Source organism: Streptomyces sp. NPDC057445 (genome assembly GCF_042802855.1).
GTDB lineage: Bacteria > Actinomycetota > Actinomycetes > Streptomycetales > Streptomycetaceae > Streptomyces.
In genome coordinates this window covers 1-14,507 of the sequence record NZ_JBHVDH010000032.1, presented here as the reverse complement: position 1 = coordinate 14,507, position 14,507 = coordinate 1, and the positions used below count along the sequence as shown (strand labels likewise).

12 protein-coding genes and 1 pseudogene are annotated in these 14,507 nt (G+C 70.1%); 9 read left to right on the top strand and 4 right to left on the bottom strand.

Features of this window, described 5'->3' with window-relative positions; translation table 11 throughout:
- Positions 1–2: 2 nt before the first annotated feature.
- On the bottom strand, positions 3–389 hold the full coding sequence (locus tag ACFU5O_RS35070; RefSeq protein ID WP_384246610.1) for a DUF488 domain-containing protein: 387 nt from the start codon (positions 387–389) through the stop codon (positions 3–5).
- A 118-nt stretch (positions 390–507) separates the two neighbouring features.
- Between ACFU5O_RS35070 and ACFU5O_RS35065 the strand changes: the two genes are divergently transcribed.
- The gene (locus ACFU5O_RS35065) at positions 508–1,521 is read left to right on the top strand and encodes an SPFH domain-containing protein (protein ID WP_384246608.1); all 1,014 of its coding nucleotides are present in this window, start codon (positions 508–510) and stop codon (positions 1,519–1,521) included.
- Positions 1,518–2,420 carry a hypothetical protein gene (locus ACFU5O_RS35060; RefSeq protein WP_384246607.1) on the top strand — a complete coding sequence of 301 codons (903 nt, stop codon included), beginning with the start codon at positions 1,518–1,520 and terminating at the stop codon, positions 2,418–2,420. The genes ACFU5O_RS35065 and ACFU5O_RS35060 overlap by 4 nt, the downstream gene beginning before the upstream one ends.
- Before the next feature lie 30 nt (positions 2,421–2,450).
- On the opposite strand, the gene ACFU5O_RS35055 is transcribed toward ACFU5O_RS35060, so the two are convergent.
- Together ACFU5O_RS35055 and ACFU5O_RS35050 are read right to left on the bottom strand one after the other, a co-directional pair.
- A complete protein-coding gene (locus tag ACFU5O_RS35055) occupies positions 2,451–2,681 on the bottom strand; it encodes an acyl-CoA carboxylase subunit epsilon (protein WP_384246605.1) in 231 nt (76 codons plus the stop codon).
- Positions 2,682–2,687: 6 nt separating this feature from the next.
- Positions 2,688–3,962 (bottom strand): cytochrome P450, encoded by a 1,275-nt coding sequence (locus ACFU5O_RS35050; protein ID WP_384246604.1) that lies wholly within the window; start codon positions 3,960–3,962, stop codon positions 2,688–2,690.
- A gap of 232 nt (positions 3,963–4,194) precedes the next feature.
- Between ACFU5O_RS35050 and ACFU5O_RS35045 the strand changes: the two genes are divergently transcribed.
- The 3 genes from ACFU5O_RS35045 to ACFU5O_RS35035 are packed head-to-tail and all read left to right on the top strand — an operon-like array spanning position 4,195 to position 7,094.
- Positions 4,195–5,313, top strand: a complete 1,119-nt coding sequence (locus tag ACFU5O_RS35045) for a type III polyketide synthase (RefSeq protein ID WP_384246602.1) — start codon at positions 4,195–4,197, stop codon at positions 5,311–5,313.
- Positions 5,314–5,316: 3 nt separating this feature from the next.
- The gene (locus ACFU5O_RS35040; RefSeq protein WP_384246601.1) at positions 5,317–6,534 is read left to right on the top strand and encodes a cytochrome P450; all 1,218 of its coding nucleotides are present in this window, start codon (positions 5,317–5,319) and stop codon (positions 6,532–6,534) included.
- Entirely contained in the window at positions 6,531–7,094 is a 564-nt protein-coding gene (locus ACFU5O_RS35035) for a cupin domain-containing protein (RefSeq protein ID WP_384246599.1), read from the top strand. The genes ACFU5O_RS35040 and ACFU5O_RS35035 overlap by 4 nt, the downstream gene beginning before the upstream one ends.
- On the opposite strand, the gene ACFU5O_RS35030 is transcribed toward ACFU5O_RS35035, so the two are convergent.
- Positions 7,069–7,332, bottom strand: a complete 264-nt coding sequence (locus ACFU5O_RS35030) for a hypothetical protein (protein WP_384246598.1) — start codon at positions 7,330–7,332, stop codon at positions 7,069–7,071. The two genes, ACFU5O_RS35035 and ACFU5O_RS35030, sit on opposite strands and share 26 nt — an antisense overlap.
- A gap of 248 nt (positions 7,333–7,580) precedes the next feature.
- On the opposite strand from ACFU5O_RS35030, the pseudogene ACFU5O_RS35025 reads away from it, so the two are divergent.
- From ACFU5O_RS35025 to ACFU5O_RS35010, 4 genes and pseudogenes are all read left to right on the top strand, one after another.
- A pseudogene (locus ACFU5O_RS35025) lies at positions 7,581–7,769 on the top strand (serine hydrolase); the annotation flags it as partial.
- Positions 7,770–8,043: 274 nt separating this feature from the next.
- Positions 8,044–8,256: a hypothetical protein gene (locus ACFU5O_RS35020; protein WP_384246596.1), complete on the top strand. Its 213-nt coding sequence runs from the start codon at positions 8,044–8,046 to the stop codon at positions 8,254–8,256.
- Positions 8,257–8,967: 711 nt separating this feature from the next.
- The gene (locus tag ACFU5O_RS35015; RefSeq protein WP_384246595.1) at positions 8,968–13,917 is read left to right on the top strand and encodes a ricin-type beta-trefoil lectin domain protein; all 4,950 of its coding nucleotides are present in this window, start codon (positions 8,968–8,970) and stop codon (positions 13,915–13,917) included.
- Between the two features lie 12 nt (positions 13,918–13,929).
- Positions 13,930–14,507 (top strand): hypothetical protein (locus ACFU5O_RS35010; protein ID WP_384246594.1); only part of this gene is annotated, 578 nt, incomplete at its 3' end.

Below are 14,507 nucleotides of genomic sequence, written 5' to 3'. Positions count from 1 at the left end.
TCTCAGCGGCCGGTGACCGGTCCACCGGACCGCGCCTGCCCCAACAGGGCGACGAGCGTGGGCACATGGCTGCCGGTGATGCTCTTCACCGAGGTGACCAGCGCGACCGGCCCGCTCCGGGCGAGTTCGAGCAGCCGATCGAGTGCCTCCGCGGCCGCACCCTGCTCCAGCTCCCGTCGGTAGCGGGCGTCGAACTCGTCGTAGCGGGAGGCGTCCTTGTGGTACCAGTTGCGCAACTCGGTGGACGGGGCCACCTCCTTGAGCCATTCGTCGACGGCGGCACGCTCCTTGGACACGCCCCTGGGCCAGAGTCGGTCGACGAGAACACGGGTGCCGGCGTCCGGATCAGGGGCGTCGTAGACCCTGCACACGGTGATGCTGCTGTCCATCCCGCCAGCCTGGTGCGGACCGCCTTCTGACGCAAGCGCACGGAGCCCCCATCCCGTCACCTTGACGATAAGACCGGAAACCCAATATCGTCGTCGAGACGATAACTGGGGGTTCCTCATGGCCGACATCACCAGGCGCTTCGGATGGCGCCATCTCCGCTCCGCACCCACCGCCCATGTCCGCCATCACAGGCGCGGCAAGCTCCTGCACGACGGTCCCGGCCTCAGCTTCTGGTTCCGTGCGCTGACCGCGGCGCTCTCCGAAGTCCCGGTGGACGACCGGGAGCTCGCCATGACGTTCCACGCCAGGACGTCCGACTTCCAGGACATCTCGGTGCAGGCCACCGTCACGTACCGGGTCAGCGATCCGGCCACCGCCGCCACCCGGCTGGACTTCTCCCTCGACCCGGACACCGGCGCCTGGCGCGGCGCCCCGCTGGAGCAGATATCCACGCTGCTCACCGAGAACGCCCAGCAGCACGCGCTCGACGTGCTGGCCCGTACACCCCTGGCGGCGACCCTCTCCGACGGCGTCGCGGCCGTGCGTGAGCGGATATCCGGCGGTCTGGCCGCGGAGCCCCGGCTGGCCGCCACCGGCATCGAGGTGGTCGCCGTACGCGTCGTCGCGCTGCGTCCCGAGCCGGAGGTCGAGCGCGCCCTGCGCACCCCCGCGCGCGAGCAGATCCAGCAGGAGGCCGATCGCGCCACGTACGAACGGCGGGCCGTCGCCGTCGAGCGCGAGCGCGCCATCGCCGAGAACGAACTGGCCAGCAGGATCGAACTCGCCCGCAGAGAAGAGCAGTTGGTCGAGCAGAACGGCACCAACGCCCGGCGCGAGGCCGAGGAGAGCGCTGCCGCCGACGCCGTACGCGCCCAGGCAGAGGCGGCCCGCAAGGTCCGGCTGGCCAAGGCCGAGGCCACCGCGGCCCGCGAGATCGGCGAGGCGCGGGCCGCGGCCCAGGCGGCCTGGCTGCGTGTCCACGCCGAGACCGACCCCGCCACGCTGCGCGCGCTGGCCGTGACCCGCCTCGCAGAGAACCTTCCCCGCGTCGACAGCGTCACCCTCTCGCCGGATGTCCTCACCGGGCTGCTCGCCAGGCTCGGCGGCAATCCGGACCAGGAGCGGAGGTGAGCCTCGCCCCGCGCGCGGTGCTCGTGCACCGCACCACCGAGTACGAGGAGCTGCTCGCCCGGCACGGCACACACGGGCAGGCCGAGTTCTTTCTGTCCTCACGCGGCCGGAGCATCCAGGAGGTCGCCGAGCGGCACCACCACACGCGCCGGGTGCTCTCCGAGGTCGCGGCGGCCGTGCCGCTGCGGTGGCGGCAGACGCGGGTCGAGCGCGCCGATCTCGACAGATTCCTGTTCGGGCCCGAGGACGTGGTGGTCGTGGTGGGCCAGGACGGGCTGGTGGCCAACACCGCCAAGTACCTCACGGGCCAGCCGGTGGTGGGCATCGACAGCGACCCCGGACGCAACCCCGGTGTCCTCGTACGGCACCGGGCCCCGGACACCGGCCGGCTCCTGCAGGCCGCCGCCGGCCCCGGAGGCTGCACGGCCGACGAGCTGACGATGGTGGAGGCCGTCGCCGACGACACCCAGCGGCTCGTGGCGCTCAACGAGATCTACCTCGGCCGGCCGGGCCACCAGACCTCCCGCTACCGGCTCGGCACGGAGGCGGCCCCGGACCTCGCCGAGGCCCAGGCCTCGTCGGGTGTCCTGGTGGGCACCGGCACGGGGGCGACGGGGTGGCTGCGGTCGCTGTGGCGGGAGCGGGGCGGCGGGCCCCCACTGCCCGCGCCGGCCGAGCGGAGGCTGATCTGGTACGTACGCGAGGCCTGGCCCTCGCCGGCCACCGGAACCTCCCTGGTGGAGGGCACCCTGACGGACGCGCAACGGCTGCGGCTCACCGTGGAGTCCGACCGGCTGGTCGCCTTCGGGGACGGAATGGAGTCCGACGCCCTTGAGCTGACCTGGGGTCAGACCGTCCGCCTGGGGGTGTCGGACACCTGCCTGCGGCTCCTCGTCTGACGTCCCGGCGTGCGGCCCGGCCGCGGTGCCTCAGCGGCTCCCGGGGTCGAACCCCGTCACCGTCCGGTCCCGCACCCGCCAGGAGCCGCTGGGGTGCAGGAAGCCGCCCCACGCACGGTCCCATTGCGCTCTGCGGGACCGGCGTCCGCGCGCGGCGCCGGCCGCCTCACGGTTGCGGAGTACGACGGAGAGCACCGCCATCAGGGCCGCCAGTTCGATGTCGTCGGGGTCTCCGTGCACGATCCGTACGTCGCAGTTCATGGCGCGTCACCAGCTGACCGGCAGGGTCTCGGGCCCGCGGATCAGCCCGCCCTTCTGCCATGCGATGCGGTCGGGCGGTACGGCGAGGGCCAGCCGCGGGAAGCGGTCCAGCAGCGTGGCGATCATGATCTCGGACTCCATCCGGGCCAGCATCGAACCGACACAGTGGTGCGGCCCGTAGCCGAACGACAGATGGGCGATGGGCCCTCGGGCGAAGTCGAGCGTGTCCGGATCCCCGAACGCCGCCGGGTCGCGGTTCGCCGCGAGGTACGAGCAGTAGACCGCCTCACCCGCCCGGATGCGTACCCCCCCGATCTCCAGGTCCTCGGTCGCGATGCGCGGAAGACCGACGCCGTTGCGGTGCGGGATGTGGCGCAGCAGCTCGTCGACGGCCTGCGGCAGCAGCGCGGGCTCGGCACGCAGCCGCGCGAGATGGTCCGGATGGGTGAGAAGCGCGTACACCATGTTTGCGCTGTTGTTGCGGACCGCGTGGGCACCGCTCACAAGGATGGCGGTCGCCAGCGAGAGAGCCTCGTCGTCCGTGATCTCACCGGATCCGGCCGCGGCCGCGAGAACGCCGGCCAGGTCGTCGCGCGGCTCGGCGCGCCGCCTCCGGAGCAGGCGGAGCACCACGTCTCGGACCGTGCCCCGGGCCGTCGCACTGCGGGAGGGGGCCGGTCGCGGGGTCATGATCACGTTGGCCCACGAGGTCATCTCCGAGCGCTCGTCCTCCGGCAGCCCGAGCAGGTCGCAGACCACCGACAGAGGGAAGGGGCCGTGCAGATGTTCCATCAGGTCCGCGGGAGCACCCCGGCGTTCCATCGTGTCCAGCAGCCGGTCCGCGGTCCGCTGGGCTCTGGGACGCAGTCTCTGCATGCTCCTGCCGGTGAAGGCCCGCGCGACGACACCGCGCATCGTGCCGAGATGCGGGGGGTCCGCGTAGTTGAGGGCCGCGTGCCTGGCCGCGATGGCATGCGGTGAGCCGCTGGTCACCTCCCGCTCGGCCAGTGCCTTCCGGCTCAGCCGAGGGTCGGACGAGGCCAGTTTGACGTCCTCGTACCGTGTCACGAGCCAGGCGCTGCCCTCGCCGAACGGCAGTCGGATCCTGGCCACCGGCTCCTCGCGCAGAAGTGCGGTCAGAAAGGGGTCGAATTCCAGGGCCCGGAAGTCGTCCAGGGTCCAGTCGCGGACGGTCGCGTCCTCCCGGGGCGCGGCACCGCTCATGGGGCAGCCCCCGGCGCCGGTACCCCGCTCGGCCGCCGTCTCGGGTTCTGACGTCATCGAGTTTTCATCTCCCGGTTTGTGAACACGCGCGGTGCGCGGATCACATGCAGTGAGCTGACAGCGCCCCCGCCAGGACTCCATCCCTTCCCGATTGCACGGCCATCGGCCCGGACACGCCCGCGCATCACCCGATCGGCGCAACGCGGCGCGGAATCCCCGGCGCGCGGGACCGCGTGACGTCCCTGATCCTTTTGGAGGAGCGCTTGAATAAGGAGAAGGGCGGCATGACATGGCCACTCTGTGCAAACCCGCGGTGTCCGTGCCCGAGCACGTGATCACCATGGAGCAGACCCTTGATCTGGCGCGGTCCGTTCACGCGGACCACCCGGAACTGCAGCTGGCTCTGCGCCTGATCCAGAACACCGGGGTCGAGAAACGCCATCTGCTGCGGCCGATCGACGAGACGCTGCGGCACCCGGGCTTCGAGGAGCGCAACACGCTCTACGAGATAGAGGCCAAGGCGCGCGTTCCCGACGTCATACGGCAGGCACTCGAGGACGCCGAACTCCGTGCCGAGGACATCGACATGATCATCTTCGTGTCGTGCACGGGCTTCATGATGCCGTCGCTCACCGCGTGGCTGATCAACACGATGGAGTTCCGCACCGATGTGCGTCAGGTGCCCATCGCCCAGCTCGGGTGCGCGGCCGGCGGCGCCGCGATCAATCGCGCGCATGACTTCTGTACCGCCTACCCAGAGGCGAACGCACTGATCGTGGCCTGCGAGTTCTGCTCGCTGTGCTACCAGCCGTCCGACGTGAGCGTCGGCAATCTGCTCTCCAACGGCCTGTTCGGGGACGGCCTGGCGGCGGCGGTGGTCCGCGGAAGCGGCGGCCACGGCGTCGTGCTGGAGCGCAACGGTTCGTATCTGGTCCCGCACACCGAGGACTGGATCGCGTACGACGTCCGCGCCACCGGCTTCCACTTCAAACTGGACAAGCGCGTGCCGGGCACGATGGAACCTCTCGCTCCGGCACTCAAGGAGCTGGCGGGCCAGCACGGTTGGGACGCCACCGCCCTGGACTTCTACATCATCCATGCGGGCGGGCCACGGATCCTGGACGACCTGAGCATGTTCCTCGGAGTGGACGCCGAGGCATTCCGCTTCAGCCGGGCGACGCTCACCGAGTACGGCAACATCGCCAGTGCCGTCGTCCTGGACGCCCTGCGCCGGCTCTTCGAAGAGGGCTCGACCCAGGACGCGGCACGCGGCATCCTCGCCGGTTTCGGCCCCGGCATCACCGCCGAGATGTCGCTGGGCCGCTGGACCATCCCAGACGGCCACCGGCGCCCGCCCGCGTCCCCGCCCTCGTCCGCGGCTTCGACCTCGCCCTGGCAGAGGAGCTGAGGCATGCAGAAGGCGACGACCACGGACGTCTCCCGGCCCCCGGTCCGCATGTGGCCGGTCGGCGAACTGTCCGGCGTGGAATTCGATCCCGTGCTCGCCGAGCTGATGCGGGAGGGGCCGGTGACCCGCATCAAACTCCCCAACGGCGAGGGCTGGGCATGGCTGGTGTCGCGCTACGACGACGTGCGGATGGTGACGAACGATCCGCGCTTCAGCCGCAAGGCGGTCGTCGAGCACGATGTCACCCGCGTCGCCCCGCACTTCATACCCGTGCCCGGGGCGGTCGGCTTCGCGGATCCGCCCGACCACACGCGGCTGCGGCGGGCCGTCGCAGCCGCGTTCACGTCCCGGGGCGTGGAGCGGCTGCGCGAGCGGGCGCAGCGGATGCTCGACGACCTTGTCGACGCTGTGCTGCGCGACGGCCCGCCGGCCGACTTCACCGAGCGGATCCTCGCGCCGTTCCCGCTGGCCGTCGTCTGCGAACTCATGGGCGTGCCCGAGGCCGACCGCCCCAGGATGCACGAGTGGACCTCACTCATCCTGTCCGCGTCCGAGGGAGTGAAGCGCAGCGAGCAGGCGAAGACGAGGATGTGCGAGTACTTCGCCGGGCTGCTGCGCCGGCGGCGCGGAACGGGTGGCGAGGACGTGACCGGGCTGCTCGGGGACGCCATCGCGGACGGTGAGATCAGCGAGTCGGAGGCGGTCGGCCTCGCCCTGCTCGTCCAGATCGGCGGCGAAGCCGTCACCCACAACACGGGCAACATGGTCTACATCCTCCTCACCCATCCGGAGTACCAGGCCCGGTTGCGCGCCGAGCCCGCGCTGCGGCCGTCGGCCATCGACGAACTGCTGCGCTACATCCCGCACCGCAGCGCCGTCGGGCTCTCCAGGATCGCCATGGAGGACGTCACGATCGCTGGCCAGGCCATCAGGACGGGCGAGGCCGTCTATGTCTCGTACCTGGCCGCCAACCGCGACCCGGACGTCTTCGAGGACCCCGAGGAGATCATGCTCGAACGCGACCCGAACCCGCATGTGGCGTTCGGGTACGGTCCTCACTACTGCCTGGGTGGCATGCTCGCGCGGCTGGAGTGCGAACTGCTCGTCTCCACCCTCCTGGACCGCTTCCCCGACCTGCGTTTCGCGGTGCCGGTCGAGGAACTGGGGTGGCGTCCGGGCGCGGTCATACGCGGCCCCGAGCGATTGCCGGTGACCTGGTGACCGCGCATGCCAACGCGCCTGCGGGCGCCACGTTCGAGGAGTCGCCCGACGGGCTGCTGGTGCCGCGGGGCCATGGACGGACGCTGCGTACGGCGGCGCAGAAGGTGACGTTCAAGGTGACCGGCGAACACTCGCGGGTGGCTTCGAGCTTCGAGGTGGTCGTGCCACCGGGCTTCGACGTCGGCGCCCATGTGCACACGCGCAGCGAAGAACTCTTCTATGTCCTCGAAGGCGAGTTGGACGTTCTCGCCTTCGAGCCGCGGGTGCGCACGCGCGAGGACTGGCGCCACTGGGAGTCCAGGTCGGGCCGCCGCACGGTCCGCGCGGGCACCGGAACCGTCATCGTCGTCCCCCCGGGCTGCCCTCACGCGTTCGCCAACCGCACGGACGAACCCGCGAAGGTTTTCTTCCAGGCCTCACCGCCGCCGGATCACGAGCAGTACTTCGAAGAGCTGCTCGACATCCTCGACGCGGGCGGTCCGCCCGACCATGCGGCCATCGCCGCGCTGCGCGCACGCTACGACATCGAGCAGCTCACGCCCCTGCGCTACGACGCGTGACGCGCGCCGTGTGAAGGCCCGTCACCAGGTCGAAGAGCTCGGCCTCGTTGCCCGCGAGTCCAGCCTCCGCGAGAGCCTGGTCCGCCTCGGCCATGGGGGCGGTGAGCACAAGGGGCGGAGGCGGGGCCGCCGTGGGGGCGGGAGGGTCGCCCAGGGCGGCGCGCACGGCGCTGAGCAGACGCAGATAGGCCTGGGCGGCGGCTCGTTCACGGGATGTCATGACGGTGGCGACACTCATCGGTCGGCCTCTCCTCTCGGATGATTGCATCGGCGCACCGTCCACCCTGCCCCATGCCACTGACAACGCCGCCGGCACCGGGCGGGGCGTGCCTGCCTCCGGCCCGATGAACCCTGCCTCTCCCCGCCAGTCCGACCAGTCGGTTCGTTCTGGGGTCACGTCGAGCGCCACCGGGAGGGGCCATGAGCGAGCACGATTCGCGGACGGAGCCGCACACCCAGGCGCATCCCCCGCCGCGTACGGAGTCGCTGACGGATCCACGGATCGGGGGCCACTGCGACGAACGGTTCTCCACGGTGCGCGCCGCGTTCGAGGAGAACTTCCGCGAGCGGGGTGAACTGGGTGCCGCCGTCACCGTCCTGGCCGGCGGCGAGACCGTCGTCGATCTGTGGGCCGGCTGGGCGGACGCGGCGCGGACCCGGCCGTGGGAGCGGGACGCCCACAGAGGTACCGCAGGCCGTCGTCGACGACGCGGTCGCTTCCGGCAACCCGGTACCGCCGCCCTCGCCGAGCGCCAGGTAGGCGAGCACTGCCCGACGACCACGGCCGGGGCGCCGGCCCTGAACTGGCACACCAGAAGGTGTCCGCCGGGGTCCGGATCGGGTCCGCGCGGCGGGAGCAGGCCGCCGTCCTGGGCGCCGCTCGACCCACCGGCCGTCAGGGCCGCGCCCGCCCTGGGGCTGGTCGATCCACCGCGCGGCGAACCAGGCGGTGGATGACGGGCTGCTGCGCGAGATCGGACAGGTCCTTCACGGCGTGCTCGCCGGCCCGGCGGTCGCCGAGCAGAGGGCGAAGGGTCGGCTCGTGACGGTGCCCAAGGCCGCGGTCGACTTCACCCCGCAGAAGGGCGCCCTGCGGGACGCCCGCCGGGACGCCGATCAGGCGGGGGAGACCATCCAGCGCCTGAAGCAGCAAGGGGAGTAGCCGAACTCGCTCGCCATGCCCTGACCCGCGCCGCAGCGCTGACTACCCGTCGCTGATGTGTGGGCAGGCCGGGAAGGGGCAGCCGCCTTCCTCGGGAGGCGAAGGACGTCTGCGTGGACCGTGACCTGGACCCTCCACCAGGCATCCGCAGGGGTGGGGCGAACCCCCACGACTTCGCGATCCGCCTGGCCCTGGCCTCGACAGCGGATCGCGCCCGGCGGCATGGTCCGGATTCCGTCGCCTGCGTCATCAAGAGGTCCGACATGCACGTCGGGGGCAACCCCTATCCCGCCACATGTGGCGTTTTCCAGCCAACATATGGCGGAGAATCAATGCCTTCTGCACCTTTTCCTTACACTCTTCACACATGTAACGCGGGTTGTGAGCTTGGCATTTGCACACATTGCACGGCGAGAGCCGAAGCAAGTGCTTTTCCCGCCCGCGGTTCGACGCTCCCTCAGCCTTCCAGGCCTGCGGTTAAAGTTGATGGCATGCGCACGGAACATTTGCTGTTCGTGACGCGTACACGTCACTCGACGGTGGGGGCCATGCCGTCGACGGGGGAGGGACGCGTTGTCATGCCGCGATGCAGGCTCATTGTGAACGCCGCCTTGGGTGCCGCTGCCTTCCCTATGTCGTGACAACGGGCTGACCACCCGCGCTTTGTCACCGTTCTCCTCGGGCGGTTGCCCCCGCCTGCCCTCGTTCGCCATGAAGGATGCTTCCTTGCGCCTCAAACCGGGGTTGTTCACACCCAGAATTCGACTATCGGCCACGTTGACCACCACCGTGACCTCCGTCGCCGCGCTGGCGGTCCTCGGTGGCGTGGCCGTCCAGCCCGGAGCACTCAGCCAGGATGCCGGAGAGCGCATGGCTCCGGTGGCCGACTCCTACGACGGCTACGACACCAAGGCGGCCGAACGGCTCCGCGAGGACCAGTGTGTGGCCGCCGAGGCCCTACGCAAGGGCGGGCCGGAGGTGTTCGCCCTCGCGCAGAACGCCATGACGCTGCCGCCCGATCAGCTCCACCAGAAGCTCGAACGCAACATCTTCAGCGACCAGACGCCCCTGCACCTGGCCAACAAGACCGACAGTGCGAGCACGGACCAGTGGCTCGACAAGGTCAGCAAGCAGGGAACCGCGTGGTCCGGCGCCGTGAGCGGCCTGGAGTCCTACCCGGGCGCACCGCGGGACGCGAACAAGATCTACGACAAGACCGGGCTGCTGCCCTGGCTGTACCAGGCGTACTTCAACGCCATCGAGCTGTTCTCCCCGTTCTTCGACCCGTCGCCCACCGCGGACGACAAGACGAAGGCCGCCGCGCTCGCGATCGGCGACCCGCAGTACACCACGGCAGGAACGCCGAAGGAGCGCGAGGCCTGGACGCTGTGGAAGAAGAACTCCGGGAAGATCGAACCGAACCAGATGTTCGTTCCCCGGGTGTTCGCCGATGACGCCCGGATCTTCCTCGGCTCCGGCGGTTTTCCCCGCACGGCCCCCGCGGCGGACACACCGGAGTTCCGCATCGCGGTCGAGGACCTGAAGTCGCGCTTCGCGTCCTGTGCGTGGCACGATCCGATCGACCCGAACCGGGTGCTGGGCAAGGAGGTCGCGCAGGCCTCCGCGGAGTGGCAGCAGGAGATCGCCTCCCAGGCCACGCAGCGGCAGCAGATCCTGGGCGCCAGTGCCACCGCCACGAAGGCGCTGCAGGACGGCACGTTCACCCTGGGGCAGATCGTCGGCCAGTCATGGCTCGCGGACTACTCCACCCGCTGGCAGGACTATTGGGCCGCCGGTGGTATCGGCTGGATCGGTGACAGCTACGTCACCATCGAGGTGCCGGGTGCGGCGGGCAACTGCCTGGACGTGCAGGGTGGTGGCAAGACCAACGGCACGCCGGTGCAGATCTACACCTGCAACAGCGGTGCCGCTCAGCAGTGGACGCTCGAAGGCGGCGAGGACGACCTCCACCTTCGCAACGTCGGCTCGCAGAAGTGCCTGGACGTGGCCGGCAACGCGTCGGCGAACGGCACGAAGATCGTGATCTCGGACTGCTACAAGTCCAAGGGTCAGTCGTGGAAGGGCGATGTCCGGGCGTCGTCGGCGCTGAAGAGCGTGTCGACGGGCAAGTGCCTGGATCTGAGCGCGTTCACGAAGAGCACGGACGCGCGGCTGTTCGACTGCAAGAACGTCAGTGCGCAGAAGTTCCTGATCAAGCCGTCCGGTCACAAGGGCACCGACGGCCCGTCGTACCCGGAGAAGGCGCAGTTCGACAAGGCGAAGAAGGGTGTCACCGACGCCCAGGCGGCGGCGAAGAAGCTCGTCACCACCCTCAAGGCCCAGTTGGAGAATGCGAAGAAGGCTGCTGCGACGTCGGACGCTGCTGAGCAGGCGGCGTACGGGATCGCGGATGCGGCGGGTGCGCCGCGGGGTCGTGGTCTGCTGGTGGGTCAGCAGAAGGCGCAGGTCACCAAGGGTGCTGTGGCGGCGCTGACGGCGATGGTGAAGGCGGCGGAGACCGCCGAGGCCGCGACGCGTGCGGCCGCTGGTGACAGTGACACGATCGCGCAGCGTGCTTTGGCGCAGGCGGCGCAGGTGAACGCGGAGTTCCGCAAGGAGGCCGCGCGTATCGCCGAGTTGCAGGCGAAGGCGGCGGCTGATGCGGCGAAGGTGCACCGGGACAACGCGAAGAAGGACAAGGAGACGGCTGAGGCCAAGCTCTCCGAGGCGCTGAAGGCCGAGGGCGACGCGAAGGCCGCTGCCGCGGATGCGAAGGCGAAGCGGCTGGCGGCGGAGGCCGAGGAGAAGACGGCCAAGGCGGAGAAGGAGACCGCCGCGGTCAAGCAGGCCGAGGCCAACCAGCACAAGCAGACCGCGCAGGCCGAGGCGGCGAACGCGAAGGACGCCAAGGAGAAGGCGGAAGCGGCCGAGGCGACGGCGGTCGCGCGGAAGAACGACGCGGTCAAGGCCCGCGACAACGCGCGCGATCTGAATGACGACGCGTGGGACGCGGCGCAGAAGGCGGACGCGGCCCGTGCCAAGGCGGATGCCAAGGAGGCGTTCGCGCAGGCGCATGAGTCCGATGGCAGTGCCCAGGAGTCGCGGGCGGCGGCGGACGCGGCCGACACGTACGCGACCAACGCCGAAGCTGCGGCGGGCCGTGCCCGCTCCGCGGCGGATGCGGCCGGCGAGGCGGCGGCCGAGGCGGATGCCGCGGCCACTCGTGCCGAGGCGGCTGCCAAGCGGTCGCGTGCGCACGCGGACGCGGCCCAGGCCGCGAAGCTGAAGGCCGACGCCGCCGTGCGGACCGCCACCAGCGCCGCCGCCGACGCCATCAAGGCGTCCGAGCACGCCATGGCCGAGGCCAAGACGGCCGTGAAGCTCGCCGAAGAGGCCGAGAAGCTGGCCAAGACGGCGATGGCGCATGCCGATGCGGCGAACAAGGAAGCCGGCAAGGCCCTGGCGGCTTCCGCGAAGGCCGCGGGCTTCGCGCACGTCACCGCCCTGGCCGCGGTCGACGCGGGCAAGGCGGCCGTGCAGGTCGCCAAGCCCGCCAACGACGCGATCCAGCTCGGCTCGCCGTACGTCACCACCGACTCGGCCGCGAGCCTGGTCGTGCTGACCGGGCAGGCGTCCAAGACGATCGGCGACCAGCAGAAGGCCGTCGCCGACGCCCATGCCAAGAACGCGCAGGACGAGGCAGCCGCGGCGAAGAACATCGCCGACCAAGCGGCGGGCGACACGAAGGTCGCCTACCAGTACGCGGCGAACGCCGCCGGCCATGCCGCGACGGCCCGCGGCTACTCGAAGGAGGCTCTCGGCTACGCGGCCGAGGCTGCCGCAGCCGCGTCGAAGGCCTCGGCGTCCCTGGCCCGCACCGTCGAGTACGACCGGCAGGCCACCGTGGACGCGGAGGCCGCCGACAAGGCGGCCGGGCGCGCCGAAGGCTACGCCAAGGAGGCCCGGGAGTCCGCCGACCAGGCCGCTCTCGACGCCGCCGCCGCACGCGAGGCCGCAGCCGCGGCCGAGCAGGCGGCCAAGGACGCCCGAGCCGCCGCCACCCGCGCCGACGCCGCGGCCACCGAGGCGGAGGAAGCGGCGAAGGACGCGCTCAAGTACGCCCAGCAGGCGCAGAAGGCAGCCGAGGAAGCGGCCCGCAACTCCGCGAACAAGCAGGTCTCGGTCGGTGCGGGCACCGGTGTCGGCGGCACGTGGTACGTCGTCGACGAGGACAGCATCGAGATCACCGACACCAAGCAGCACAACGACTGCGTCATCAAGCCAGGCTTCGAAGGCTGCGAGGTCACGTTTACGGTTACCTTCAGCGCGGTGGTGGACTTCTTCCTCTGCACCAACCCGGACATCCCGGAAGGCATCGCCTGTCCGTCCGAGGACACGCTGCTCGTCGAGAGCAAGCGCATCCCGGGTCTGAAGAAGGACGTCACCCGGTACTTCTCCAAGCTGGAGCTCATCAAGGAGACCGTCACCTACAAGCTGATCAAGGCGGTCCTGGTCCAGGACTTCGTCGACTGCTGGCACGGCAGCGTGAGCGGCTGCGCCTGGGCGGCGAGCAACTTCATCCCGGGCAAGGCGTTCAGCAAGGTCTTCGAGGGCATCCGTGCCCTGGACGCCGCGATGAAGACCGGTGTCGGTGTCGCCGACGCGTTCAAGGCCCTCAAGGCCCTGGACCTGGCCCCCGCGACCCTCGCCAAGGTCGCGCAGCAGGTCAACATCTACGAGGACGCGTTCACCGCCTGCAGGGTGAACAGCTTCCCCGCCGCGACCCAGGTGCTGATGGCGGACGGCTCACACCGGCCCATCAGCCAGGTGGACGTGGGCGACGTCGTCACGGCGACGGACCCGGATTCCGGCAAGCTGGGTGCCCGAAGGGTCACCGACACCTTCCAGCACGACACCCGGCGCCTGGTCGACCTCACCGTCACCGGCGGCGGCACGCTGACCAGCACCGCAGGCCACAAGTTCTATGTGGTCGACCGCGGCTGGACCCTCGTGTCCGACCTGCGCGCCGGTGACCGCCTGCGCACCCCGGACGGCTCCGTCCGGGCGCTGACGGCCCTCCGTGACCGCTCGGGCCTGGCGCCGCGCACGGTCTACGACCTCACGGTCGACGACCTGCGCACGTTCTTCGTGCGCACGACGGGCCAGCGTCCCGACGACCTGCTCGTCCACAACTGCCTGAACCTCGTGGCCGACGAAGGCAGAGAAGGCGCACACACCATCACGCAACATGTGGACATCCGTGGACAGAGGTTGCTGGACAAGATCGACAAGGACGGCATCGCGACGGTCTGGAACGATCAGGCCACTGCGATGCGTGCCACCAACGAAGCCTTCCAGCAGTGGCTGAAGCGCAGCCCGAAGAACGGCGAGAAGCTCGCGAAGTGGATCACAGCACAGCGGAAGAAGCCAAGCAACGTGGGGTTCGACCCTGATCGCGACCTCTTCCCCATCGACTGGGAACTGCGTGGCGAGGGATCCCTCGGCAAGATCTGGCGAAAGGGCGCCACAGCTCCTGCAGACGCCGGCAGCAAGGTGCATATCCGGATCAAGGCGGTACGGGGCAAGGGCAATACACACCCTGGAGACGAGACTGCGGGCGTTCCGAAGAACTTCGTGATCTACACCGCCTTCCCAGAGTAGAAGAGAGAAGACATGGCGCAGGCGCATCGGCACCTCGGTGTCGACATCGGGCTCAGCGGGGTCATCAAGTGGATCCGCATTGGCGGGGCAAACAGCGAAGCTGCCGGTATGAGGGTCATCACGAGCAGTCCCGATCAGTTCGACGGAGCATACGCCCACCAGTTGCTGCGGGACTGCCTCGCTCTTCTGGGCTCTCCCATGTCCAGTCGGGACATTGAAATCCTGTGGCTGGCGGGGACGTTCCGGGCCGTAGATCTGGAAGAGCTCGGGATCGATGGCCGGATGTGGCTGCGCCGGATTGTGGACAGCTGTGTCGAGAGAATCCGGCACGACGATGCCTCCTTCACCCCCACCGCCGCCACACCCGTGGTGGACGAGGGAGTGAAGGAGGCGGTCCGCAGCGAGATCAGATCGGTCGGGCCCGCCCTCGAACAGGCCACGGCGCATCACTCCTACAACCCGCTCGCCGGTGTCGTCCCGGCGCTGGAGCAGGTCGTCGACGTCGATCCGGACCTCGCCTTCCGCCTGTTGCTTCGCGCGCTGAAGGGGTACTTCGTACGGATCAGCGAAGCGCGATACGAGCGCTATCT